Source organism: Buchnera aphidicola (Cinara confinis), from assembly GCF_900128735.1.
GTDB lineage: Bacteria > Pseudomonadota > Gammaproteobacteria > Enterobacterales > Enterobacteriaceae > Buchnera_F > Buchnera_F aphidicola_L.
On sequence record NZ_LT667503.1, the window covers coordinates 230,290 to 256,614 of the forward strand.

Here is a 26,325-nt window from a genome sequence, read left to right on the forward strand (position 1 = left end):
AAAATTAAATATATCCCTGATAAAAATATTTTATATATATATTTTTTAAAATAAGTAATAATATGAATAATCTTTAATATATTTTAAAAAATATTATATCATAATATAAATTCTAATATGAAAAGAAATAAATATATTCTCTAATTATTATTAAAAAAAAATAGCTTAATAAGAAAGGATAGAGTATGATATTTAAATTTAATTAATACATTTTAGGTAATTATATGACGATTAAAATAGCTATAAATGGATTTGGTCGGATTGGAAGAATGGTTTTTCGATTATCAGAAAAAAGATCTGATATTCAAGTAGTAGCAATTAATGATTTATTAACCGTTGATTATATAGCATATATGTTAAAACATGATTCTACACATGGTTTATTTCCAGGAAAAATTCAGGTCTCTAATAATATTTTAATAGTTAATAATCATCATATCCATATATTTTCAGAAAAACAACCAAAAAATATAAATTGGAAAACATTACATGTTGATGTTGTGGTAGAATCTACCGGAATGTTTTTAACGGAAGAATCCGCTTTGGAACATATTTACGCTGGAACAAAAAAAGTTGTTTTAACTGGTCCTGTAAAAGATAATACCCCTATGTTTGTAAAGGGTGTAAATTTTAGTCAATATAGCGGTCAAAAAATTGTATCTAATGCTTCTTGTACCACAAATTGCTTAGCTCCATTGGTTAAAATAATTAATGATGAATTTGGTATTATTGAAGGTCTAATGACTACTGTTCATGCAACTACTGCAACTCAAAAAACTGTTGATGGTGTATCTATAAGAGATTGGAGGGGTGGTCGAGGTGCATTACAAAATATTATTCCTGCTACTACTGGAGCAGCTCAAGCAGTTGGGAAGATATTACCAGAATTACAGGGTAAAATTACCGGTATAGCTTTTCGAGTGCCTGTAGCTAATGTTTCTGTGGTAGATTTTACAGTTAAATTAAAAAAAAATATCTCATATAAAACAGTATGTGAAGCAATAAAAATAGCATCCGAGACGTATATGAAAAATGTTGTAGGATATATTAATGAAGAAGTAGTCTCCAGTGATTTTAATGGATCAGAGTTAACTTCAATATTTGATGTAAAAGCTGGATTAGCTTTAAATAATAATTTTATGAAATTAATCGCATGGTATGATAATGAAATTGGATATTCTAGTAAAGTATTAGATTTAGTAGAATGGATAATGCATTCTTAATAGTTATTGATTGTATTTGTATTTTAAGATATATATAATTATTGTTTAAATAATTTTGACTGACAGTATGCGACTTTTTGTTGATACTGTCATATAAAATATTTTTTAAATATAATATTAAATTGATAATATATATTTTGAAAAATTTAATTAATATTCAACTTATTTTGTATTTCTTTTATTTTTTAAATAAATTTCTGATAAAATTAATTTTACCCACTTTGAAACTCGTTGATTGGTTAAATTAGATTGTCTGTCTTCGTCAATCGGAAGTCCAAAAAAATGTGTTTTGTTAGCTTGTGCTTTAGAAGATTCAAAAAAATAGCCATGAACAGGCCATTTTCCAACAAAATTTACATTTTTTTTTCTAAAAAAATTATAAATAATTCCAATAGAATCACAAAAATATTCAGAATAATCTTCTTGATCACCGCAACCAAATAATCCTATTGTTTTATTAGTAAAATTCATATTTTTTAAGAGAGGTAATGATTCAGACCAGTCACATTGTAATTCTCCATAATACCATGTTGGTATTCCGAGTAATAAAATTTTAAAATCTTCCATTTTTTTTATTGAAACACAAGATATATCAAAAATATTTGATTGATCTTTTCCAATTTTTTTTTGTATTAATTTAGATATTTTTTCCGTATTCCCGGTATCACTTCCATAAAAAATTCCAATTTTTTTCATGCTTTTTAACCTTATAGATATTATAAATATTTCTTATATAATGAATAAAAATTGATTTTATAATTTTTTTGAATAATTGACATTAAAATTATTTTAATATCATAAAAAACTAATTTATATATGTATAATAAATATTTTTTTTATGATAACATATGAAAATTTAAAAAATTCCTCTTTCTTTTTATTTTTATCTCGCTTAAAAATTTTTATATTGCTTTTGATATATAATTAATTCCCATTCTATCATATTTTACTATTGTACTATGATTATCAGTACTTGTTTATTTTTTATTTATATTTTTTGAAAAAAAATATGATATTATTATTTATATGAATAATGAAAAATTATTTAATCATCTTCATAAATTTTTTTATCAAAATTTATACAAAAATATTAATTTATATTTCTTTAGAATTTAAAAAAAAGATCAACAATTTAATTGCCATACATATCTATTGTGTTCAATGTCACTAAATCTGCTTATATGAATTGAAATTTTGAAATAGATCCTATGATCTAAAAATTATATTTTATTTAGTTAAAATATTTATTTTTTTTAAAAAAATATTTTTCTCATAAAATTTAAATGTTTTTTATTATTTTTTTTTTAAAAAAAATTTATAAAGGTTGTATAAAATGAATAATTTATTACTTGAAAAAATTATTAATAAAAAATTAAAAAATAAATATAATATAAAAGATTATGCGCCCAATGGTCTGCAAGTAGAGGGTTGCGCAGAAGTTTATAATATAGTTACTGGAGTAACTGCTTGCCAAAAATTATTAAAAAAATCTTTAGAATATAAAGCGCATGCAATCATAGTACATCATGGATATTTTTGGAAAAATGAAACTCCTAACATTATAGGTATGAAAAGAAATCGATTAAAAATTCTTTTAGAGAATAATATTAATTTATATAGTTGGCACTTACCTTTAGATTTACATCCCAATATTGGAAATAATATTCTTTTAGGAAAATCTTTAAATATTTCTGTACAAGGTCATATTACTCCATTAGTTTTATGGGGATGTTTTAAAAAAAAAATTTCAGCAAGAAATTTATTTTCTAAAATCAAAAAAATATTTAATAGAACTCCTTTTTATTATGGTAATAAAAAATTAAAAGATATAACTCGAGTTGCTTGGTGTACTGGTCGCGGCCAAAATTTTATAAAAGAAGCTATAAAATTTAATATTGACACTTATATCACAGGAGAAGTATCCGAAGAAACTATTCATATTGCAGAAGAAAATAATATTCATTTCTTTTCTTTAGGTCATCATGCTACTGAAAAGTCTGGTATATATACATTGGGTCAGTGGTTGTCTCAAAAATATCGTAATTTAAATGTTAATTTTATTGATATTAATAATCCTATTTAGTTTTTTAAATGCTTTAATTCTAGAATATTGATATAAGATAAAAAAAAATACTTCAAGAAAATAATAATATTTAATTAACTTTTCTAATTTAATATATCAGTGTGACTTATGTATGAAAAATAAACAAAAAAAATCTTTTTTATTAAAAAACAGTTGGTTATATAGTGAAAATAAAGTTTTTATAAATAAAATCTATAAAAATTTTTTAAAAAATCCAAAAAAAATCGATGACGCATGGAAAAAAAAATTTAGAAAAATTGAAAAACTAAACACTATTATGAATAATAAAAATATTCCTTCTGAAAATGTTTTACAAAAGGAAGAAAAAAGAAATAATAGTAATCTTCACAAAAAGAAATGGAATACTTGTGCTCTCTCTATAGATGAAAAATTTTATAATTTAATATGTGCATTTAGAAAATTAGGTCATTATTTTGCGGATCTTGATCCGCTAAATCTCGTGGAAAAAAAAAATGTTAAAGAGTTATCTTTATTATATTATAATATAACAAAAGATGATTTAAATCAGTCCATTAATATTTTTTTATTTCCCAATACAAAAAAATTAAAATCGTATCATGAATTATATAATTTTTTATGTCAAACATATTGCGGTTCTATAGGATTTGAATATACTCATCTGAATAATATGAATGAAATACAATGGTTACAAAAATATATTGAAAAAAAATTTTATATTTATAGCGCCACAGATAAAATAAAAAAAAATATCCTAAAAGGATTAATAAAATCTGAAACATTTGAAAATTTTATTCATACTAAATTCCCGGGAAGCAAAAGGTTTTCTTTAGAAGGCTGTGATATTTTAATACCTATATTACAAAATATTATTCAATACGGATTAAATCATTCTTCTAAAAAAATAGTTTTAGGTATGGCACATCGTGGAAGATTAAACGTAATGTATAATATTTTTAAAAAAAATATTCCTAAAATGTATCAAAATAATACAAAAAAAAAGCAAAAATCTTTTTGTACTGGTGACGTTAAATATCATATGGGCGCTAATATCACTATTCAAAAAAAATCAAAAAATATTGATTTGATCTTATTAGATAATCCATCTCATTTAGAAATTATAACTCCAGTAGTCCTAGGATTTTGTAAATCATTTTTAGAATCTTTAAAAATAAATAACTCTTTATCAAATCATGTGATTCCTATTATTGTTCATGGAGACGCTGCCTTTGCAGGACAAGGTATTATACAAGAAACTTTAAATATGTCACAGGTCCCAGGGTATTGTGTTTTTGGAAGCATACATATTATCATAAATAATCAAATTGGATTTACGACCTCTAAAAAAAAATATTTACAGTCTAATATATATTGTACTGATATTGCGAAAATGCTTGATTCTCCAATATTTCATGTTAATGCTGATCATCCTGAATCTGTAATTTTTATTATTCAATTGGCTTTAAAATTTCGATTTTTATTTAAAAAAGATGTATTTATAGATTTAGTTTGCTATAGAAGATTAGGTCATAATGAAGTTGATGATCCTAGAATTACACAGCCGCTTATGTATAATAAAATAAAAAACCATGAGAAAATATATAATATTTACTTAAAAAAATTAAATAAAATAAGTGATAAGTATATTAAAATTTCTCAAAATTATTTTAAATTATATCAAATTAATTTAAGTAATCATTTAAAAGAAAAAAAAAATAAAAAAAATAAAATAAATTCATTTTATATAGATGAGTTAGAAAAAAAAAGCCTCCTAAAAAATAAAATAAAAAATTTTTCATTTACTTATTTAATTAAAAAAATGCATAAAACTTTAATTATACCGCAGAATTTTTCACTACACTACCAGGTCAAAAAAATATGGGATAATCGTTTAAACATGATAACAAATCAGCAATCATGGGATTGGGGCGCCGCAGAAATGTTGGCATATACTGCATTAATTTTAAAGGGTGTAAAATGTCGATTATCTGGAGAAGACGTTAGAAGAGGTACTTTTTCTCATCGACATGCGGCTATTTATTGTCAAAAAACAGGTAGGATACACATTCCATTAAACAATATTAAATCTATTAAAAATAATTTTTTTATTTGGGATTCTGTATTATCTGAAGCGGCTACTTTAGCATTTGAATACGGTTATTCAATTACAGACAACTTTTCTCTGAATATTTGGGAGGCACAATTTGGAGATTTTATAAATGGCGCACAAATAATAATTGATCAATTTATTATATCGGGTCAGCAAAAATGGGGTCATAATTCTTCTTTAGTATTAATGTTACCTCATGGCTATGAAGGACAAGGTCCTGAGCATTCATCTGCAAGAATTGAAAGGTTTTTACAACTCTGTGCTCAAAAAAATATACGTTTATGTGTACCTACAACGCCAGCTCAAATGTATCATTTGATACAAAATCAAGGCACATTAAAAATTAAAAAACCTTTAATTATTTTTACTCCTAAATCATTATTACGAAATTCTGAAACATTTTCTACATTTACAGAAATATCAACTGGTATTTTTAAAAAAATATTATTACATAATAAACAGATAATTTTTAATAAAATCCAAAAAATAATTTTTTGTTCGGGAAAAATTTACTATGATTTATTAGAATATCATCAGAGAAAAAATTTAAATAATATCTTAATTATTCGTTTAGAACAATTATATCCTTTTCCTATTAAAGAAATCGCAAAAATTTTACATCAACTTTTTTTTATAAAAACATGTATTTGGTGTCAGGAAGAACCTAAAAATCAAGGGTCATGGATCTTTTTTTATTTGAATTATCAAAAATATATTTCTGATATTTTTAAAAAGATCCCGTTGCAATATATTGGTCGACCAAAATGGGCATCTACTGCTGAAGGTAATTTTTATTTACATAAAAAAGAACAATATAACATCATCAATAAAGCTTTTACATGTTTTTAATAGAGTGAAAAATCATGAAAGATACTAAAGTATTTGCTCCAGAATTACCTGAATCTGTTAGTAGTGCAGTTTTTTTAAAGTGGCATAAAAAAATTGGAGATATTGTAAAAGAAGATGAATTAATTGCTGAAATTGAAACTGATAAGATTATTTTAGAAATTTCTTCACCTATTTCAGGTATAATTACTGAGCAATTCTATCAAGCAGGTGATTCAATTAATACGCAAGATGTTTTAGCTTTTATCTCTCCTGAATTATATTCAAAAGAAAAAAAAGAGAAAAAAAATGATAAAAAACTTCTTGAAGATCAAAAGAAATATTTAAATTATTTTTCACCTATCACACGTAGAATGATATTAAATAAAAAAATAAATATTAACGCTATTAATGCAATAAATAAAAATAATCAATTAAATTCTAATTATTTCATAAAAAAAAATATATCACATTTATTAAAAAAAAATGATAACGATTCTATAAAAAATTATACGCAAATAAAAAAAAATGAACTTGATAATCGATCTATAACTCGTATTGCAATGAATCCATTAAGAAAAAAAATATCTGAAAGATTATTATTTACAACTCGTAATACAGCGATGTTAACAACATTTAATGAAATAAATATGAGCGAGGTTATAAAAATAAGAAAAAAATACCAAGATATTTTTTTTAAAAAATATGAAGTACGTTTAGGATATATGTCTTTTTTTATAAATGCAACAACGAAAGCATTAGAAAAATTTCCAGATATAAATGCATCTATTGATAATAATGATATTCTTTATCATAATTATTATGATATTAATATTGCTATATCCACAAAAAGAGGTTTAATAGCTCCAATACTATCAGATGTTAACTTCATGGATATGTTTCAAATTGAAAAGAAAATTAAGTATTTTTCTGATTTAGGCTCAATAGGTAAACTTTCATTAAATGATTTACGGTCTGGAACATTTACTATAACAAATGGGGGTGTTTTTGGATCCTTGATGTCTACGCCAATGATTAACCCTCCTCAAGCGGCAATTTTAGGAATGCACAGTATTAAAAAAAGACCGGTTGTAAAAAATAATAAAATAAAAATATTACCTATGATGTATATTGCATTATCATATGATCATCGATTAATTGACGGAAAAATAGCTATAAAATTTTTAAGTTATATCAAAGATATTTTAGAAGATACGACTCGTATTATTTTAAAAATTTAATGATTTTATATATATATTAAAAAAATATTTTTTATTTCATATTTTTTTTTTATTTTTTTGAATCTTGTTAAAATATTAACGTTCTTTTATATTAACAACATAAATAATGCGTATAATTATATTTTTATTTATTATGTGGAAAAATATTTTAATACATTAAACCATTTAAATAGATAAAATTGTAAAAAAGAAATAAAGTATAAGAATCATTTTTTCTTATATTAATTTATAAAAAATTAACAAAAAACTGAAAGAAATTTTTATAATTTTATAAAATTTAACTTTTTTTAAAGCCATCCAATTATATATAAAATAGGTTTATTTATGAATAAAATTAAAGTAATTTTTATGAGACACGGAGAAAGCGAATGGAATCAATCTAATCAATTTACAGGATGGCAAGATGTTTCTTTATCAGAAAAAGGGAAACAAGAAGCGAGTTCCGCTGGAAGACTCTTAAAAAAACACGGATTTTCTTTTAATTATGCTTATACCTCTATGTTAAGTCGAGCAATTTATACGTTATGGCACGTATTGGAAGTATTAGATGAATTATGGATTCCTATTAAAAAATCATGGAAATTAAATGAACGTCACTATGGTGCTTTAGAGGGTTTAAATAAAAAAAAAATTCAGGATACATATAGCAAAGAACAGATACAATTATGGAGAAGAAGTTTTATTCATACCCCGCCAGCTTTAAATATTACGGATAAACGATATCCTGGTTATGATCGAAAATACATTTCTTTATGTGAAAATGAAATTCCTAAATCTGAAAGTCTAGAAAATACTTACCATCGGGTTATTCCATATTGGAAAAATATTATTATACCGATGATTAAAAATAAAAAAAATATTATTGTTGTTGCTCATGGTAATTCTTTGCGAGCATTAATAAAATATTTAAATAATATTGATAATGATAATATAATTAACTTAAATATTTCTACAGGAATTCCAATTGTGTATGAATTTTCAGAAAATTTATGTCCATTAAATTATTATTACTTAAAATAAAATCACATATTAAAATTTATAATAAATTAATTATATTTATAATAATATTACTTCTTTTATTAAGAGAATATAAAAAATATTAAGTATAAAAAAAATAAAATATTTTTTTAAAAAAAATATTTATATTTTGATCTTAAAAGTACACGAAGATACTTAATATATAAATGATAATGTTAGAGGGTGTGTTATCGCAATGATTAAAACAATTGGCATATTAACGAGTGGTGGCGATGCACCCGGAATGAATGCTGTGATTCAAGCAGTAGTTTGTACAGCTTTGAATAAAAGAATACATGTTATAGGTATTCAAGATGGCTTTTTAGGTTTATATAAAAATCGTATGATACAACTTGATAAATCTAGTGTGTTAAATATTATGAATCAAGGTGGTACCATTTTAGGATCTTCCCGTTTTCCAGAATTTTCTCAAGAAGAAATTCGATCAGTTGCTGTAAAAAAAATTTCTCAAAGAGGTATAGATTGTTTAGTAATTATTGGTGGAGACGGATCATATATTGGTGCAAAGCATTTAACTAATATGGGGATTCCTTGTATCGGTATTCCAGGAACTATTGATAATGATGTAGCAGGAACCGATTATGCAATCGGATATTTTACTGCTTTAGAAACTATTGTTGAAGCAATTGATAAATTACGAGATACCTCTTCTTCTCATCAGCGTATATCTATTGTAGAAATTATGGGACGTTATTGTGGTGATCTTACCTTAGCTGCCTCTATTGCAGGTGGTTGTGAGTTTATTATGGTTCCAGAAATAAAATATAAAAAAGAAAATTTATTATTAGATATAAAAAATAGTCTAAAAAATGGAAAAAAAGACGCAATCGTTGCTGTTACTGAATATTTATATGATGTAAAAAAATTAGCAAAATATATTGAAAAAAAAACAAAAAAAGAAACAAGAGTAACGACATTAGGATATATACAAAGAGGAGGAACTCCTGTTGTTTATGATAGAATTTTAGCGGCTCGCATGGGGTACTATGCAGTACAATTACTTTTAGAAGGAAAAAAAGGAAGATGTATTGGGATTATTAATGATATGCTAGTTCATCATGACATAAGTATAGCACTTCAAGGCTTGAAAAAACCTTTTAAAATGGATTGGTTAAAAATCGTAAAAAATTTATATTAGTTTCTTTTTCTTTTTTTCTTTTCGAAAGAATAATAAGTGCCGGGTATCCCGGCGCTTAAATAAATCATTCATTTAAAAAAATCATACCGACGATAAAAAATATTTTTTTATTCAAAAAAAAACGTATCTTAAAATAAAAATTGACCACATTTTTTTTTAAAAAATAAATTAATTAAGAAAGTTTTATTTATTTATAATTTTTATAATTTTTGTAAATTCTTCTAAACATAAAGAGGCTCCACCAATTAAAAATCCATCAATATCATTTTGACAGATTAACTCTTGAGCATTATTTTTTGTTACTGAACCTCCATATTGAATAAAAAAATTTTTAATTTGATTATTAGACTTACTTTTAATATAGTTTCGTATAAAATGAGATATAATTTGAACTTCTTTAGGCGATGCAGATTGTCCTGACCCTATCGCCCAAATCGGTTCATATGCAACAATGGTATTATTAAATGCATTTTCTCCACATAAATCAAATATTACATCTATTTGTTTTTTACATACTTCCTTTGTTTTTTTCTCTTTATGTTCTTGACTAGTTTCTCCTATGCATAATACTGGTATGATTTTTTCTTGTTTTAACATATGAAATTTTTTAGCAATTATATGGTTATCTTCATAATGATTTACACGTCTCTCAGAATGACCTATAATAACATAATGAATTTCTAAATCTTTTAACATAATAGGAGAAATTTCTCCGGTAAAAGGTCCGGAAAAATGTGTATCAACATTCTGCGCGCCTAAAAAAAAATTTGCTTGATCAGAAGAAAGAATATTTTGAATAAAATTAGTATACAATATAGGGGGTGCGATCACTATGGTACAAACTTTATAATATTTTATAAGAAATTGGTTTAATGGTTTTAAAATATTTTTAATAAATTTTTTGCTACCATTTAATTTCCAGTTACCGATAATAATTGGTTTAATCATACTCTTAATCACCTTTCTTTAGCAATCATTAAAGAAGAGCACTGGATATCCTAATAATTGCTGAACTATAAAATATAAATATTTATAAAATATATTTTATATAAAAATTATAAAAAAATTAATTTTTTTATTTTCATATTATTTAGAAAAACAATTAGTACGTTCTCGTAATTGTTTTCCCGGTTTAAAATGAGGAACATATTTTCCATTTAAATTTACTTTTTCTCCTGTTTTCGGATTTCTACCTACACGTGCAAAACGGTAATGTAAAGAAAAACTACCGAATCCTCGGATTTCAATTCGACTTCCTTTTTCTAAGGATAGCGACATATATTCTAAAATATCTTTTACAATACATTCAATAATTTTTGCTTGAATATAATTTTTTTTTTCAGTAATTCTTTCAAATAATTCTGATTTATTCATATATCCTCTAAATAATTTTTATTGATAATATAAAATCATTATTCAGAAATTTTTTGATTTTTAAAAATATATATAGTTTATATTATTCAGTAATTATACTGTTTATTTTTAAAAGAGCGTGACTATCATTTGATATATAATGTAAATATACAATTCTATTTTTTTTATCAAATCCAGATATTCTAGCTTGAATTTTCTCTCCGATATTATTTATTGATAAATATTTTTCTCGATATTCCGCTGGGATATCAATGGTTTTTAAGCACCCTTCTATTCCTCTTTCTAATATTAAAAAAATTATTTTCTCTTCAATTAAACGTATAATACCTGATACTATTGTATTTTTTTTATTTTTTGTTATATATATATTAAAAGGATCTTCTGTTAATTGTTTAATACCTAAAGATATGCGTTCACGCTCTGAATCTACTTGTAAAACAATAGCAGAAATATCATCTCCTTTTTTATATTTTTTTACCGATTTCTCACCAGAGCAATACCATGAAAGATCTGATAAGTGTACTAATCCATCAATACCTCCATTTAATCCAATAAAAATACCAAAATCTGTAATAGATTTTATTTTTCCGGAAACAGTACAACCCTTTTTATTTTGTTCAGAAAATTGATTCCACGGATTAATTGTGCATTGTTTAATGCCTAACGAAATTCTTCTTCTTTCTTCATCAATATTTAAAATAGACACTTGAATGGATTCACCTGATTTTACAACTTTAGAAGGATGAATATTTTTATTAGTCCAATCCATTTCTGATACATGAACTAACCCTTCTACCCCTTCTTCAATTTCCACAAAACAACCATAATCAGTTAAGTTCGTTACAATACCCTTATGTTTTGTCCCTTCTGGATAACGTTTTTCTAAATTAATCCAGGGATCTATACCTAATTGTTTTAAACCTAAAGAAACACGTGTTTTTTCCTGATCAAATTTTAAAATTTTTACGTTTATATCATCGCCTATTTTTACTATCTCATTAGGATGTTTTACTCTTTTCCATGCCATATCTGTAATATGTAATAAACCATCTACACCTCCTAAATCAATAAAAGCCCCATAATCTGTAAGATTTTTAACAATTCCTTGTACCGTATTACCCTCTTGTAAACTATTTAATAATTGATGACGTTCAGCACTATTTTCTGATTCTATCACTGCGCGACGCGAAACCACTACATTATTTCTTTTTTGATCTAATTTAATTACTTTAAATTCTAATTCTTTACCCTCTAAATGTATTGTATCTCGAATAGGTCGTATATCAACTAATGATCCTGGCAAAAATGCTCTGATATCATCTAATTCAACTGTAAAGCCTCCTTTAACTTTTCCATTGATGATTCCTAGTACAGAATTTTTATTTTCATATGCATGTTCTAATCGTATCCAAGCTTCATGTCTCTTAGCTTTTTCACGAGATAGTATAGTTTCACCAAAACCATCTTCGATAGCATCTAGTGAAACATCTACAAAATCACCGATTTTTATTTCAATATGACCTTGTGAGTCTTGAAATTGTTCTAAAGGAACAGAAGATTCAGATTTTAGTCCAGCATCTACTAATACCATATCTTTTTTTATTGAAATTATTTGCCCTTTAATTATTGAGCCAGGTTTTGTTTTAATATTTTTTAAAGAATCTTGAAATAATTGAGCAAAAGATGTATTCATATAAATAATCTTTAAGTTTGTTAAATGAAATATCTATAAAGTTAAATTATATAGACCGTTAAATGTATTTAAAATTAACAGCAATAGAACATGTTAATATTATTTAAAAAATCAAAAAATATATTTTTTATTTTGTATTATAATAGCAATGGCATAAATCATTATGCAATTATAATTTATCAAATAATTGAATTATTTAAAAAATAAATATTTTTATTTAAATAAAAAAATATTTTAAAAATATTCATTCTTTTATTTCTATTCTTATATATATATTTAATATTAATTTTATATGAAAAATTTTTATTGTATATAGTAGTATTTTTTATAAGAATCATTTTTTTGTAAAATAGTAAAATAGATATTTTAATTATTTAAAAAATATATAAGAAATTTACTTAATATATTAAAAAATATTTATTTTAAATAAAAAATACAGATATTTAATAGGTATTAAAACTTTTTTAATAATTTATATTCATATTTTTTTTATATTGATCAAATCAACATTTTTTATCAATTTATCATAAATATTCCAAATAATTTTTTTTTTTATAAATCACTAAAGAAAAAATTTTTTATTATAGATAATCAAAAATTTATCATCCTTCATATCAATCATGTTTATTATTAGAAATAAATATAAAAAAACTTTTATTAAAAGACATTATTAAAAAATTTGATTTTTTAATTATTAATATTTAAAAAATCCATATTATTATATTGAATATTTACAAAGAGAATGGAATAATTTAAAGTATTGAGGAAAAGTTTTATTAACACAAGATGGATTTAATAGCGTTACTGATACTCCAGACAAAGCAATTAATGAGAAACACATAGCTATACGATGATCATTATATGTATTAATTTTAGCATATAAAAATTTTTTTGGAGCAGATACGATAATATAATCATAACCTTCTATTACATTCGCCCCCACTTTTTTTAATTCTTTAGCCATAGCATATAAACGATCTGTTTCTTTGACGCGCCAATTATAAATATTTTTAATATATACAGGAGTTTTGGAAAATAAACCCAGCATAGCTATTGTCATAGCAGCATCTGGGATATGATTACAATCAATTTTAATACCTTTTAAAATATTTTTTTTACAAATAATCGAGTTATCTTTCCAGGTAATATCCGCACCCATTTCACATAAAACTTCCGCAAATTTTACGTCTCCTTGAATACTGTCTTTCTTCATTCCTTGTATGCGTACTTCTCCACCTTTTATTGCGGCCGCTGCTAAAAAATATGTAGCAGAAGAAGTATCATTTTCAATATGATAACATCCCGGTGTAATATATTTTTGATTACCAAGAATTTTAAATTTTTTATAATGAACACAATGCTCAATCGTGACACCAAAAATTTTCATTAATTGTATAGTTAAATTAATATACGGTTGTGATACTAATGTTCCTCGCACTTTAATTTTTGTATTTTTTACTGCTAATGGAGCCATCATTAATAATGCACTTAAGAATTGACTAGAAATAGTACCATCAACTGTAATAGATCCGCCAATATAACCACCTTTTACTATGATAGGAGGAAAATTTTTATTTTGTAAGTATGTAATATCAGCTCCACCTTGACATAACGCATCTACTAAATGATGAATCGGTCTTTCGTGCATTCTTTTTTCACCAGTTAAAATGATATTATTTTTATGTATCGATAATGCAGCCAATAATGGCCTCATAGCTGTCCCGGCATTTCCTAAAAATAATGATATTTTCTGATTACATGATAACGCTTGACCTATTCCATGAATAGTATAAGATTTCTGATTATGATTAAAATCATATACAATATTGAGTTTTTTTAATGCGCATAACATATATTTAACGTCGTCACTAGACAATAAATTAAATAATGTTGTTTTTCCTATACACATAGCTGATAAAAGTAAAACACGATTTGAAATACTTTTGGATCCTGGTAAATCCATAATATTTCCAGAAATATGTTGAATAGGTTGTAAAGTTAGTTGATTTTGTTCCATAAATATCATTTACCTTAATTATATTATTCTAATGATTAAGTGATTTTTAAACCTTTGACGCTCAAAGTTATCCAAATTTTTTCTCAAATATGCGCATAAATCTAATTAATGTTTCTACGCCTTTCAGTGGCATGGCATTATAAATTGAAGCTCTTAAGCCGCCTACAACAGAATGCCCTTTTAATCCCCATAATCCAATTTTTTGCGCCTCTTTTATAAAAAGATCAGTTAATTTTTTTATTTTTAAATGAAAAATAACATTCATACGAGATCTATGACTATGCTTAATAGAATTTTTATAAAAATCAGTTGTATCGATATATTGATATAATATTTTAGCTTTTTTTTTATTTAACTCCTCTAATTTAGATATACCACCTTTTTTTTTCATCCATTTTAAAACTAACCCCGCGGCATACCAAGAAAAAGTTGTCGGAGTATTAAACATAGATTTTGTTTGCGCTAAAAGTGAATAATTAAAAATTGATGGTATAGATTTTTTTTTATTATTTAATAAATTTTTATTTACTATAACAATAGTAATCCCAGCAGGACCAATATTTTTTTGCGCACAAGCATATATTATGCCATATTTTTTGATATCAATTTTACGAGAAAATAATGTGGATGAAAAATCACCAACAAAAACTTTATTTTTTATCTGAGGTTCTTCAAAAATTTCTAAGCCTTCAAGTGTTTCATTCGGACAATAATGTACGTATGTATAAAAACTAGATAACTTCCAATTATTCATATTTTCTACATATTTTTTTTTTGAAGAAGATAGTTTTTGTACATTAATAATATTAGGTTTGCAATATTTTTGAGCTTCTAAAATAGCATTATATGACCAAAAGCCACTATTTATATAATCTGGTTTTGGAAAATCTGTTAATAAATTCATTGGCACAGCTGAAAATTGTCCTCTAGCTCCACCGTGACAAAATAAAACATGATAATCTTTTGGAACATTTAAAAGATCTCGTAAATCTTGTTCAATAATGATTGTATTTTTTGTAAATATATCACTACGATGACTAATTTCGGTGATAGATAAACCAATCTTTTTCCAATTCAGAAACTCCTTTTTTATTTTTTCTAACACATCGCCTGGTAACATTGCTGGACCTGCGCTAAAATTATATACTTTAATCATATTACCACCGATTTTTATATATTTGTGATTAATTTATTGAATGATTTATATATCTTTATTATTTATTAAAACTAAATATTTATATATACAATTATATATTTTTTTTTAATTTTTAATTTTTTGTTTATTATTTCAGCATTTTCATACCATTCATATAAGGAGTTCTTAATATTTTTGGGATAATAACACTCCCATCTGAACATTGAAAATTTTCTAAAATAGCAGCTAAAGTACGACCTACAGCTAAACCAGAACCATTCAAAGTATGTAAAAAATTATTTTTTTTTGTTTTTTTATTTTGATATCGCGCTTTTATTCGTCTTGACTGAAAATCGCCTATCATAGAACATGAAGAAATTTCACGATAACAATTTTGTGAAGGAAACCAAACTTCTAAATCATATGTTTTCTGAGCAGAAAAACCGAGATCTCCAGTACAAAGAAGAACTTTTCTATAAGGTAGTTTCAGTAATTTTAATATATATTCCGCATGTTTTGTTAAAATTTCAAAACTCTCTTCAGATTTTTCAGGATGTACAATTTGAATTATTTCAACTTTTTCAAACTGATGATTCCTGATTAAACCTTGTTGATTTTTCCCATATGTGGCAGATTCAGCGCGAAAACAAGCGCTTAAAGCTACATACTTAATAGGTAATAACTCAGATAATATTATTTTATTTTTTATTAAATTAATTAAAGGTACTTCAGCTGTGGGAATTAAAAAACGTTTGGTATTGTTAAGATTTTGAGTTATTTTACTTACATAAAATAACTCTTTCTCAAACTTTGGTAATTGCCCTGTACCATACATACAACTTTTTTTTACTATATTAGGAACGTAAACTTCCTGATATCCATGTTTTTCTGTATGAATATCTATCATAAATTGTCCTAATGCTCGATGTAATTTAGCTAACGCACCTTTTATAACGGTATAACCAGAACCAGAGATAGTTGCAGCTTCCTGCCAATTAAATCCATTTATTTTATTACCAATATTAATATGATTTTTAATCGAAAAATTATATTTTTTGATATGCCCCCAACGACTAATTTCTTGATTATTTTTTTCATTTTTTCCATCAGGAGTATCTAATGATGGTAAATTAGGAATATTTGATAAAAAAAAATTTATTTTATTTTGTATGCAGTTTAATTTTTTTTTCAATAACGATAAAATTGTTCTTGATTCAATTAATTGATTTTTAAAAATATCAATGTTATTATACAATTTACTTCGATAAAGAATATATTTAGATAATTTTTTATGTTCTGAGCGTAAAGATTCACAATCATTTTGCAAATTTTTTCTTTTATTCTCTAAAATAGAAATTTTTTGAATATCTAAAATAAAATTTCTTCTTTTCAATTGTTCATAAAAATACTGATAATTATTTTTCATAAAATTAAAATCTAACATATAGTGGATAATCTTTAGGTTTATTATAGTTATTAAAAAAAGAGAACAAAAAAAAAAATAGCGATAAAAATTTTTATTTCTATCATGATATTAAATACAAAGTATAATAAATTAAATTTTCTTTTATCAAAAAATATTACTATACTCTTAAATAAATATTTTAATATCATTTAAATTTTATTTTTTTCTTAAAAAATAAAATGTTCTACTCACGAGTAAATAAGAAAATAAAAAAAATATATAGAAAGTATTCTATACTAATGCGTTTAATAATATTTTTATAAAACACCTACAAAAACAATTTATTTATTATATAAATATAAAACTGATTTAATAACTATTCTCTATTATTCGAATAGTTTTATGAATTCACTTATCAATTATCCGTTAAAATTTTTTTTAACTGATAATTTTAACTATATATTGGTAGCATGATATGTCTAAATTGTCAAAAATATATACTAGTTTAATTATTATTGGTGCGGGACCCGCCGGATATACAGCCGCCATTTATGCGGCGCGAGCTAATCTAAAAACAATACTAATTACTGGATCTGAACCAGGTGGACAATTGTTAAACACTAACGCCATAGAAAATTGGCCTGGTGAATATCATAATATCAGTGGAATTAATTTAATGAATAATATGTTAAAACATGTTCAAAAATTTCCTATTCATATTATAAATGACACCATTATTAATGTGAATTTTATAAAACGTCCATTTATAATGTATGGAGAAAAAAAAAATTATTCCTCTGACGCAGTAATTATTGCTACTGGTGCCTCACCAAGATATTTAAATATTCCATCAGAAACATTATATAAATCTCGTGGTGGAATTTCAACTTGTGCAATATGCGATGGTTTTTTTTATAAAAATAAATCAGTTGCTATAATTGGAGGTGGAAATTCTGCATTAGAAGAAGCCTTATTTTTATCTAATATTACAAAAACTATATACATTATTCATCGTAAAAAAAAATTTACTGCGGACAAAATTTTAATTTCAAGAATTATGGAAAAAGTTAAATTAAAAAAAATTATTTTATATATGTCGTATATAGTTAATGAAATTTTAGGTGATCATTTAGGTGTAACAGGAATTAGAATTAATTCTTTAAAAAATAATATTTTACTAAATGTTTTTGGAATATTTATAGCAATTGGCCATATACCGAATTCAAATATTTTTCTAAATCAATTAGAAACAAAAAATAATTTTATACAAATTAACAAAAATAATACCGAGCATCATTTTCAAACACAAACAAGTATTCCGGGTATTTTTGCTGCCGGAGATGTAACTGACCATATCTACCGACAAGCAATTACAGCTTCTTCTTCCGGATGTATGGCTGCAATAGATGCAGAAAAATATATAAGCAGTTTAATAAGATAATTACTATTTACTACTAGATCAATAAATTTGTATAATTTAAAAAAAATTTATTGAATAAAAAATAGGAAAAAAAATGAAAGAAGAAAATATAGAAATGCAAGGCGTTGTAATTGATACATTACCTAATACAACATTTCGAGTGGAATTAGAAAATAAACACGTGGTTACAGCACATATTTCTGGAAAAATGCGAAAAAATTATATTAGGATTTTAACCGGAGATAAAGTAACTGTAGAATTAACGCCATATGACGTAAGTAAAGGACGTATTATTTTTAGAAGTCGATAAATTATTGATGATATATTTTTTTTAATATAAAAATATTATAAAATTTTTAATGCAAATTAGATAATTTTAAGTTTTTATATCATAAATTTTGGAAATATTATGCGAACAAAATATTGTAAAGAACTAACGGTATCACATATTAATCAAGAAGTAAAATTGTGTGGCTGGGTTAATCAAAAGAGAAGTTTAGGAAATTTAATTTTTATTGATATAAGAGATATCACAGGTATAGTACAAATTATATTTAATCCTAAATATCATATAAATTTTGAAAAAGCGCGTTTATTAAGAAATGATTTTTGTATTCAAGTAAAAGGTTTAATCACTTTAAAAAAACAAAAAAATAAGGAATATAAAAATATTATAGAAGTGATTTCTTTTCAATTAAAAATTTTTAATACAACATTACCTATACCATTAGATTATACTAAAAATAATAAAGAAGATATAAGATTTAAATTTCGATATTTGGATTTACGTCGCGATGTTATGATAAATAACTTAAAAAAAAGACATCAAAGTATTATACTTATAAGAAATTTTTTAGAAAAAAGAAAATTTTTAGAAATAGATACTCCTATCCTAACAAAATCAACTCCAGAGGGAGCTACTGATTATCTAGTAAAAAGTCGTTTATATTTAAATAAGTTTTATGCTCTTCCACAATCACCACAATTATTTAAACAACTATTAATGATTGCGGGAATTGATAAATATTATCAAATCGCTAAATGTTTTAGAGATGAAGATTTAAGATCTGACCGACAACCAGAATTTACGCAAGTTGACATTGAAGTCTCATTTATGAATCCAAAAAAATTTCAAAAAATTATTAAAAATCTTATTCAGAATTTATGGTTATCAATTAAAAAAAACCCTTTAGAAAAATTTGAAACTATAACTTATCATCATAGTTTATTGAAATATGGAACAGATAAACCAGATTTACGTAATCCAATAATATTAATTGATATCTATGATTTATCTTCTCAATTTTTAAAAGAAATTTTTCCAAAATTAAATAGTAAACTCAATAATCGTATAGTATCTATAAATATGCCTAACGGTATTTCATTAATTACATTAACTAATATAAAAAAATATAAAAAAATATTAAAAAAATGTGGTATTAAAAATTATATATTTGTTAATCAATTAAATAATAATATATATCTAAAAGAAAAAAATATTTTTTTTAATACTAAAAAACATATCAATGTTTTCAACAATATCTTTTTACATGCGAAATCTGGCAATAAAGATATTTTATTACTTGCAATAGGAGAAACCAATAAAATAAATACTTGTATGAGTATTATAAGAGAAAATATTGGACGAGATCTGAGAGTTATTAATTTTAAAAAATTTTGTCCTGTTTGGGTGATAGACTTTCCTATGTTTATAATAAACGAAAATAATCAAATGGTTTCTGTACATCATCCTTTTACAGCGCCAAAAAATAATAAAAATCAAATCCTACTTGAAAAAAAACCTCTAAAAAGCATATCCAGTGCATTTGATTTAGTAATCAATGGTTATGAAATCGGTGGTGGTTCAACAAGAATACATAATTATGCTTTACAAATCAGTATTTTTAATTTATTAAAAATTAACAAAAATCAACAAGAAAAAAATTTTGGATTTTTTCTTAATGCATTAAAATATGGTGCACCACCACATATTGGTATGGCTTTAGGATTGGATCGTATTATAATGTTATTAACGGAAAATACTACTATAAAAAACGTTATAGCATTTCCAAAAACACACTCTGCAACCTGTTTAATGACAGGGGCTCCGAATTAATTGAATAAAAAATTGAAAATAAAATAATTCATTAATTTTTTTTTACATAAAATATATAAAAATATTTTTTAATATTTTTAATATATAAAATCAAATTGTTTTTTTATATAAAGGAAAATATGGCTGGACATAGTAAATGGTCAAATACAAAACATAGAAAATCATCACAAGATATTAAACGTAGTAAAATCTTTACTAAATTAATACGTGAAATCACTACCGCAAGTATAAAAAAAGGTCAAGATCCAAAAAAAAATTTTTATTTACGAACAGCTTTAGATAAAGCATCTACATATAATATGACAAAAAATACTATTCAAAGAGCAATAAAACGGAGTAAAATAAAACAACATAAAAATAATAACTTAACTATATATTCTGGATATGGACCGGGAGGAGCTGCTTTTATTATGGAATGTTATTCTGAAAATAATAATCATACGGTTTCTAAATTAAGAGAAATTTTTTCTCGTTGCGAAGGTCATTTAGTAAAAAATAAAAATGTTGAATACTTATTTCAAAAAAATATATTATTAAGATTTAATGATATGCAAAAAGAAAAAACAATTTTAGATATCGCTTTAAAAAATAGTGCGTATAACATTAAAATAAAAAAAAATTTATATATTGAAATGAAAATGCCTATTAAGAAATTTAAAAAAATTAAAAAAGAACTTTGTAAATTAACAGTAATTATCAATGCTAAAAAAATTCTTTATATACCAAAAATAATACTATTCTTAGAACAATCAAAGAAAAAAAAAATAAAAAAACTACTAAAAAAATTAAATGAATTTTCTGAAATTAAAAATATTTACTATAATTTCAAATTATAATAACAGGATATCTATGAATCTTTAAAAAATTTCATATATATTTATTATATTTTCTAATATTCGTACAGTATTGTAATAATTTTTATTTTTAATAAAAAAGTTTATATTTAATAAATTATTATTAAATATTATTAAAAAAAAATATATATTTATTTTTAATAAGGACTTTTATAATTACCAGAAATATATGAAAATTAATACAATACTAGTACAAATAAATAATTTTAATTTAATACTTTAATAAAAATTTAATTTTTTTTTGTTTTCTTAATATTTTTATAAAACCCGAATTAATTTAAAAGTATTGGTATCATCTTTTGAAAATTGAAAATCTTTTTTAATGATTGCAATAGTGTTATTAACTTGCAAATAATTTTTCTCTTTTAATTTTAAGATAGCATCCTTAATATTATTAGATTCCATTTTTTTTTGTTTTAAATAAATAGGAATCACTCCTTTATATAACAAAGATAAATTAAGTTTTTTATCACAATAAGAAAAATAGAAAATCGGTATTTTTGATGTAATTCTAGACGTTAATAATGCTAACTTTATTGAATTTGCAAAAATTAAAACAGCAGATACATTATTTAAATGATTTGCGGCATACATTACAGACATCGCAAGAGTTTCAGATATATTATTAAGAGGAACATGTAATCGATGTTGAGAAATACTCATACACGGAATTTTTTCGGCTCCTTTGCAAATATTAATCATAGCTTTAACTGTATGAACTGGAAAACGTCCTGATGCCGTTTCAGCTGATAACATAACCGCATCCGTTCCATCTATCACAGCATTGGCAACATCCATTACCTCAGCCCTAGTTGGAAAAGGGTTTTCAATCATTGATTCCATCATTTGTGTAGCAGTAATAACTGTGCGATTTAATTGACGAGCTAATTTAATTAAATTTTTTTGTATGCCAATTAAATTATCATCTCCAATTTCCACTCCTAAGTCTCCACGCGCAATCATAATTGAATCTGCTGCTAAGATAATTTCTTTGCACACCGTTTCAGAATTAACTGCTTCAGCCCTTTCTATTTTAGCAATTATTTGAGCGTGACTGCCTGCTTCTTTCATTAATATTCTCGCTTCTTTTACGTCATTAGCAGATCGTGGAAAAGATACTGCTAAATAATCAACCCCTAAACGAGACGCTAACTTTATATCTTCCTTATCTTTTTCTGTTAAAGCTTTGGCAGATAAACCACCCCCTAATTTATTTAAACCTTTATGATCTGTTAAATATCCACCTACCATAACTTTTGTATAAATTTTATTATTATTTATTTCTAATACTTTCAATTGTATTTTACCATCATCTAACAATATTATATCATTCACAAAAACTTCATGAACAAGATTTTTATAACTAATACCTACTTTTTTTTCAGTACCACAGAATTTTTCAATGGTATGATCTAGTAAAAAAGTATCTCCAATATTTAAAAATATTTTTTTATTTCTAAAACTAGAAATTCGAATTTTGGGACCTTGTAAATCTCCAATGATTGCAACTGAATAACCATATTTTTTAGTAATATTACGAATTAACGTAACTCTTTTTTGATGTTCTTCAGCTGTACCATGAGAAAAATTTAATCGTAATATATTTGATCCTGATTGAATTAATTTCTTTAAAATATCTTTTTTATCTGTAGAGGGCCCTAAAGTTGAAATAATTTTTGTACGACAAATATGGTTATGCATATTAAAATCCTTATACAAAATTAAATATATTTTTTAAAAAAACTCTTATTTATTAAATTAAATAATAATATTTAATAAATAAAACCTTATTATTATCTTATGATTTTTATCATAAATTTGATTATTAAAAATTATTTAATTTTTTAAAATATTACATCCCTTTTATATATTAAATAAATTTATAAATAAAAAAATAAATGACAAATTAATCTAACTTGTTTTATTTTTTTTAATGGTATTTAAAAACATCATGTTATATTATGGTAATTTTTTTTAAATAAAAGAAATTAAAAATGCTATTTCTATTTTTAAAAAATTTTTACTAATTATCTTAAACATTAAAAAATACAAAACGGAATATAAAATATATATGATTAATCTAAAATTAGAAATTCTATTAAATATTGATACTAAAATATAATATAAATTTTTATTTAATAAAAATTTATATTCAGAGTATATATCTTAATAAAAAATATTTTGATATATTAATATTGATACCTTAAAAATTATATTCATTATTATATATAAAAAATAAAAAGGATTATATAGACATATTAAAAATACTCTGTATAACTTAGAAAAACAAGTATTCTTTTATGAAGATAAAATTATTAAGCATTTTTTTTTAAAAAAAATGTTAAGATTAAATTAGATGATTATCATTTAATAAAATATAACTCAATCAATTTTCTTTTAAAATTTACAAAATAGAAATTTATTTAATTAATATTAATTAAATAAATATTTAAAAAATATTTTTATCTTAATATAATAAAAAATTAATTGATATCATGATATTTTAATAGAAATTGCAATAAATAAGCATTTTTAAAAAAAAATTTAACTTAAACAATCTAAATAAAAAAATTTTTTCTTTATATTTACATAAAAAACAATTTATTTATTAGGAATATAAAAATATATGATTCGTACCTTTCTTTTTTTATTAACGAATTTATCTATTATTCTAATTTTTGGTCTTATTTTAAGTTTCACTAGTATCAATACAGGTAACATCTTTGGAATTTTAATTATCTCTTTAATTTTTGGTTTTTTGGGATCAATATTGTCATTATTAATGTGTAAATGGATTGCTTTATATTCTGTTAATGGAGTCGTTATTCAATCTCCAAAAAATAATATGGAAAAATGGTTATTTGAAATAATAAAAAAACATTCAAAAAGCGTTAATATAAATATGCCTGAAATAGCTATTTATCATTCCTCAGATATGAATGCCTTTGCGACCGGAGCACAAAAAAATTCATCATTAATTGCTTTATCTAATTCATTATTACAGAATATGAATAAAAACGAAATTGAAGCTATTATAGCTCATGAAATTACACATATTGTTAACGGTGATATGGTAACAATGACTTTAATCCAAGGTATTTTAAATACATTCATTATTTTTATTTCACAAATCTTAACAAAAATATTTTTTGAGTATTTATTTGTCAACCAAGAAGAAGAAATAAATCAAACAATTAATCAATATCAATACCCATATCCATATTATTCATTTATTTTAGCAACATTAGAGGCAACATTAGGAATTTTAGCTAGTATTATTACTATGTGGTTTTCTCGAAACAGAGAATATTATGCAGATGCTGGTTCAGCAAAGTTAGTGGGATATAAAAATATGATTTCTGCGTTAAAAAGATTAGGGAAAAATATCCAAAAAAATGAATCAGATATCATTATGACTTTATGTATTCATAGAAAATTATATCATCCATTTTTTAATTTATTTTCATCGCACCCTCCTTTAGAAATGCGTATTAATGCATTAAAAAAAAAAATATATTGATAAAATAAATTTATAATTATCAAAAGGGAAAAAATTTTCTCTTTTGATAAGAGAATATATTTAAGATCAATGAAAAAATTATTATGATATTTATCAAAATAAAATCAATATACAAAAAAATTGAATAGTAATAATTAACAAAAAATAAACTTTTTTTCGTTAAAAAATTAATAATATATGAATATCATATTTTTTTTAAAAAATATTTTAAAAAATTTTTAATTAATCAATTATAAATATAATCAATGTTTTTTTTCAAATTTTTTCAAAAGAATCTTATTTTAATAAAAAAATGTCTTATCCAATGATTTATTACTTAATTAAATCTTTTATAAAATTTTTCTAAAAAATGAAAAAAATAAAAAAAAATATTAATATAAATAAAATTCATAAAATAAAATGATATGTATCATATATTTTGTACCCTTTTTTTTTCTAAAAAAATGTATTTTTCATTCTATAATTACACAAAATAAAAAAAATATTTTTTTATTATTCACTTCTTTATTTTAAAAATTGTTCGCTAATATTTTTTATTAATCTTATAAATGAATACTATAAAATATTAATTAATAATTATTACTTTTTTAATTCTATTTTTATTAAATAAAATATGAATTAAAAAATAATAATTTATATATCATAAAAAATTGAAAATAAAAAAATACAGTTAACTAGTCATTAAAAAATTTCTTACTGAATTTATTTTTTTAAAAAAAAATTTATAAAAGATATTATTAATGTAATATAAAAGTTGCAAAAAATTAAAAAAATTTTACTTATAGAATCATTTATAAAAAAATTAGAAAGATTTTAAATCTATTATGTAAATAAAATTATACAAATTTATTTAATGATTTTTATGATTTATTTTTAATACCAAAAAAATAAATTAATTCTAAGTTAAGTATAAAAAATATTTCTAAAAAATAGAAGTAAAATCATTTTTTTTTATTAACTTGTCTATATTTTTACTATTTATATTAAAAAAATTATAACGATTGTAAAAGAATTAAGAATTAGTCATTTTTTAAAGCAAACCAGTAAAAAAAAAATTACTTACAAAGATTGTATTAATTATACTAACTTACAAAAAATTTTCGAAAAATTTTTAAAAAAATAGAAAATAAAAAAAATCCATAAAAATATATGCA

General features: G+C 23.1%; 19 protein-coding genes. 11 read left to right on the forward strand and 8 right to left on the reverse strand.

The window, feature by feature from the left end; genetic code table 11:
* Window positions 1–224 precede the first annotated feature (224 nt).
* Window positions 225–1,223, forward strand: coding sequence for a type I glyceraldehyde-3-phosphate dehydrogenase (gene gap, locus APCICONF2801_RS00970; RefSeq protein WP_075431910.1), 999 nt, complete (start codon window positions 225–227; stop codon window positions 1,221–1,223).
* Window positions 1,224–1,385: 162 nt separating this feature from the next.
* Here gap and fldA read toward each other — a convergent pair whose 3' ends face one another.
* Window positions 1,386–1,919 (reverse strand): flavodoxin FldA, encoded by a 534-nt coding sequence (fldA, locus tag APCICONF2801_RS00975; protein ID WP_075431912.1) that lies wholly within the window; start codon window positions 1,917–1,919, stop codon window positions 1,386–1,388.
* A gap of 637 nt (window positions 1,920–2,556) precedes the next feature.
* Here fldA and APCICONF2801_RS00980 point away from each other — a divergent pair.
* The 5 genes from APCICONF2801_RS00980 to pfkA all read left to right on the forward strand — a co-directional run bounded on the left by APCICONF2801_RS00980 (window position 2,557) and on the right by pfkA (window position 9,637).
* Window positions 2,557–3,306: a Nif3-like dinuclear metal center hexameric protein gene (locus APCICONF2801_RS00980; protein WP_075431914.1), complete on the forward strand. Its 750-nt coding sequence runs from the start codon at window positions 2,557–2,559 to the stop codon at window positions 3,304–3,306.
* Window positions 3,307–3,418: 112 nt separating this feature from the next.
* A complete protein-coding gene (locus APCICONF2801_RS00985; RefSeq protein WP_075431916.1) occupies window positions 3,419–6,244 on the forward strand; it encodes a 2-oxoglutarate dehydrogenase E1 component in 2,826 nt (941 codons plus the stop codon).
* A gap of 14 nt (window positions 6,245–6,258) precedes the next feature.
* A complete protein-coding gene (gene sucB / locus APCICONF2801_RS00990; protein ID WP_075431918.1) occupies window positions 6,259–7,461 on the forward strand; it encodes a dihydrolipoyllysine-residue succinyltransferase in 1,203 nt (400 codons plus the stop codon).
* A 324-nt stretch (window positions 7,462–7,785) separates the two neighbouring features.
* Window positions 7,786–8,481 (forward strand): 2,3-diphosphoglycerate-dependent phosphoglycerate mutase, encoded by a 696-nt coding sequence (gene gpmA / locus APCICONF2801_RS00995; protein ID WP_075431920.1) that lies wholly within the window; start codon window positions 7,786–7,788, stop codon window positions 8,479–8,481.
* 193 nt (window positions 8,482–8,674) lie between these two features.
* Window positions 8,675–9,637, forward strand: a complete 963-nt coding sequence (gene pfkA / locus APCICONF2801_RS01000; RefSeq protein WP_075431922.1) for a 6-phosphofructokinase — start codon at window positions 8,675–8,677, stop codon at window positions 9,635–9,637.
* Window positions 9,638–9,820: 183 nt separating this feature from the next.
* Here pfkA and tpiA read toward each other — a convergent pair whose 3' ends face one another.
* The 6 genes from tpiA to serS form a co-directional block, all read right to left on the reverse strand.
* Complete coding sequence (gene tpiA, locus APCICONF2801_RS01005) at window positions 9,821–10,585, reverse strand: triose-phosphate isomerase (RefSeq protein ID WP_075431924.1); 765 nt, start codon at window positions 10,583–10,585, stop codon at window positions 9,821–9,823.
* Between the two features lie 138 nt (window positions 10,586–10,723).
* Window positions 10,724–11,011, reverse strand: a complete 288-nt coding sequence (locus APCICONF2801_RS01010) for an integration host factor subunit beta (RefSeq protein ID WP_075431926.1) — start codon at window positions 11,009–11,011, stop codon at window positions 10,724–10,726.
* 82 nt (window positions 11,012–11,093) lie between these two features.
* On the reverse strand, window positions 11,094–12,704 hold the full coding sequence (gene rpsA / locus APCICONF2801_RS01015; protein WP_075431927.1) for a 30S ribosomal protein S1: 1,611 nt from the start codon (window positions 12,702–12,704) through the stop codon (window positions 11,094–11,096).
* 718 nt (window positions 12,705–13,422) lie between these two features.
* Window positions 13,423–14,721: a 3-phosphoshikimate 1-carboxyvinyltransferase gene (gene aroA / locus APCICONF2801_RS01020; RefSeq protein WP_075431929.1), complete on the reverse strand. Its 1,299-nt coding sequence runs from the start codon at window positions 14,719–14,721 to the stop codon at window positions 13,423–13,425.
* Between the two features lie 67 nt (window positions 14,722–14,788).
* Window positions 14,789–15,877 (reverse strand): 3-phosphoserine/phosphohydroxythreonine transaminase, encoded by a 1,089-nt coding sequence (serC, locus tag APCICONF2801_RS01025; protein WP_075431930.1) that lies wholly within the window; start codon window positions 15,875–15,877, stop codon window positions 14,789–14,791.
* A gap of 127 nt (window positions 15,878–16,004) precedes the next feature.
* Window positions 16,005–17,300: a serine--tRNA ligase gene (gene serS, locus APCICONF2801_RS01030; protein ID WP_075431932.1), complete on the reverse strand. Its 1,296-nt coding sequence runs from the start codon at window positions 17,298–17,300 to the stop codon at window positions 16,005–16,007.
* A 436-nt stretch (window positions 17,301–17,736) separates the two neighbouring features.
* Between serS and trxB the strand changes: the two genes are divergently transcribed.
* The 4 genes from trxB to APCICONF2801_RS01050 all read left to right on the forward strand — a co-directional run bounded on the left by trxB (window position 17,737) and on the right by APCICONF2801_RS01050 (window position 21,633).
* Window positions 17,737–18,702 carry a thioredoxin-disulfide reductase gene (gene trxB / locus APCICONF2801_RS01035; RefSeq protein WP_075431934.1) on the forward strand — a complete coding sequence of 322 codons (966 nt, stop codon included), beginning with the start codon at window positions 17,737–17,739 and terminating at the stop codon, window positions 18,700–18,702.
* A gap of 73 nt (window positions 18,703–18,775) precedes the next feature.
* Entirely contained in the window at window positions 18,776–18,991 is a 216-nt protein-coding gene (gene infA / locus APCICONF2801_RS01040; RefSeq protein WP_075431936.1) for a translation initiation factor IF-1, read from the forward strand.
* A gap of 99 nt (window positions 18,992–19,090) precedes the next feature.
* Window positions 19,091–20,797, forward strand: coding sequence for an aspartate--tRNA ligase (gene aspS, locus APCICONF2801_RS01045; RefSeq protein WP_075431938.1), 1,707 nt, complete (start codon window positions 19,091–19,093; stop codon window positions 20,795–20,797).
* Window positions 20,798–20,916: 119 nt separating this feature from the next.
* Window positions 20,917–21,633 carry a YebC/PmpR family DNA-binding transcriptional regulator gene (locus APCICONF2801_RS01050; protein WP_075431940.1) on the forward strand — a complete coding sequence of 239 codons (717 nt, stop codon included), beginning with the start codon at window positions 20,917–20,919 and terminating at the stop codon, window positions 21,631–21,633.
* 276 nt (window positions 21,634–21,909) lie between these two features.
* Here APCICONF2801_RS01050 and pyk read toward each other — a convergent pair whose 3' ends face one another.
* Window positions 21,910–23,352: a pyruvate kinase gene (pyk, locus tag APCICONF2801_RS01055; RefSeq protein WP_075431943.1), complete on the reverse strand. Its 1,443-nt coding sequence runs from the start codon at window positions 23,350–23,352 to the stop codon at window positions 21,910–21,912.
* Window positions 23,353–24,277: 925 nt separating this feature from the next.
* Between pyk and htpX the strand changes: the two genes are divergently transcribed.
* Window positions 24,278–25,171, forward strand: a complete 894-nt coding sequence (htpX, locus tag APCICONF2801_RS01060; protein WP_075431945.1) for a protease HtpX — start codon at window positions 24,278–24,280, stop codon at window positions 25,169–25,171.
* Window positions 25,172–26,325 lie beyond the last annotated feature (1,154 nt).

Coding starts and splice junctions, on each gene's coding strand:
- APCICONF2801_RS00980 (WP_075431914.1), top strand. CDS start 2,557: ATGAATAATTTATTACTTGAAAAAATTATTAATAAAAAATTAAAAAAT.
- APCICONF2801_RS01050 (WP_075431940.1), top strand. CDS start 20,917: ATGGCTGGACATAGTAAATGGTCAAATACAAAACATAGAAAATCATCA.
- tpiA (WP_075431924.1), bottom strand. CDS start 10,585: ATGATTAAACCAATTATTATCGGTAACTGGAAATTAAATGGTAGCAAA.
- rpsA (WP_075431927.1), bottom strand. CDS start 12,704: ATGAATACATCTTTTGCTCAATTATTTCAAGATTCTTTAAAAAATATT.
- fldA (WP_075431912.1), bottom strand. CDS start 1,919: ATGAAAAAAATTGGAATTTTTTATGGAAGTGATACCGGGAATACGGAA.
- serS (WP_075431932.1), bottom strand. CDS start 17,300: ATGTTAGATTTTAATTTTATGAAAAATAATTATCAGTATTTTTATGAA.
- trxB (WP_075431934.1), top strand. CDS start 17,737: ATGTCTAAATTGTCAAAAATATATACTAGTTTAATTATTATTGGTGCG.
- aroA (WP_075431929.1), bottom strand. CDS start 14,721: ATGGAACAAAATCAACTAACTTTACAACCTATTCAACATATTTCTGGA.
- gpmA (WP_075431920.1), top strand. CDS start 7,786: ATGAATAAAATTAAAGTAATTTTTATGAGACACGGAGAAAGCGAATGG.
- APCICONF2801_RS00985 (WP_075431916.1), top strand. CDS start 3,419: ATGAAAAATAAACAAAAAAAATCTTTTTTATTAAAAAACAGTTGGTTA.
- aspS (WP_075431938.1), top strand. CDS start 19,091: ATGCGAACAAAATATTGTAAAGAACTAACGGTATCACATATTAATCAA.
- sucB (WP_075431918.1), top strand. CDS start 6,259: ATGAAAGATACTAAAGTATTTGCTCCAGAATTACCTGAATCTGTTAGT.
- serC (WP_075431930.1), bottom strand. CDS start 15,877: ATGATTAAAGTATATAATTTTAGCGCAGGTCCAGCAATGTTACCAGGC.
- htpX (WP_075431945.1), top strand. CDS start 24,278: ATGATTCGTACCTTTCTTTTTTTATTAACGAATTTATCTATTATTCTA.
- infA (WP_075431936.1), top strand. CDS start 18,776: ATGAAAGAAGAAAATATAGAAATGCAAGGCGTTGTAATTGATACATTA.
- APCICONF2801_RS01010 (WP_075431926.1), bottom strand. CDS start 11,011: ATGAATAAATCAGAATTATTTGAAAGAATTACTGAAAAAAAAAATTAT.
- pfkA (WP_075431922.1), top strand. CDS start 8,675: ATGATTAAAACAATTGGCATATTAACGAGTGGTGGCGATGCACCCGGA.
- gap (WP_075431910.1), top strand. CDS start 225: ATGACGATTAAAATAGCTATAAATGGATTTGGTCGGATTGGAAGAATG.
- pyk (WP_075431943.1), bottom strand. CDS start 23,352: ATGCATAACCATATTTGTCGTACAAAAATTATTTCAACTTTAGGGCCC.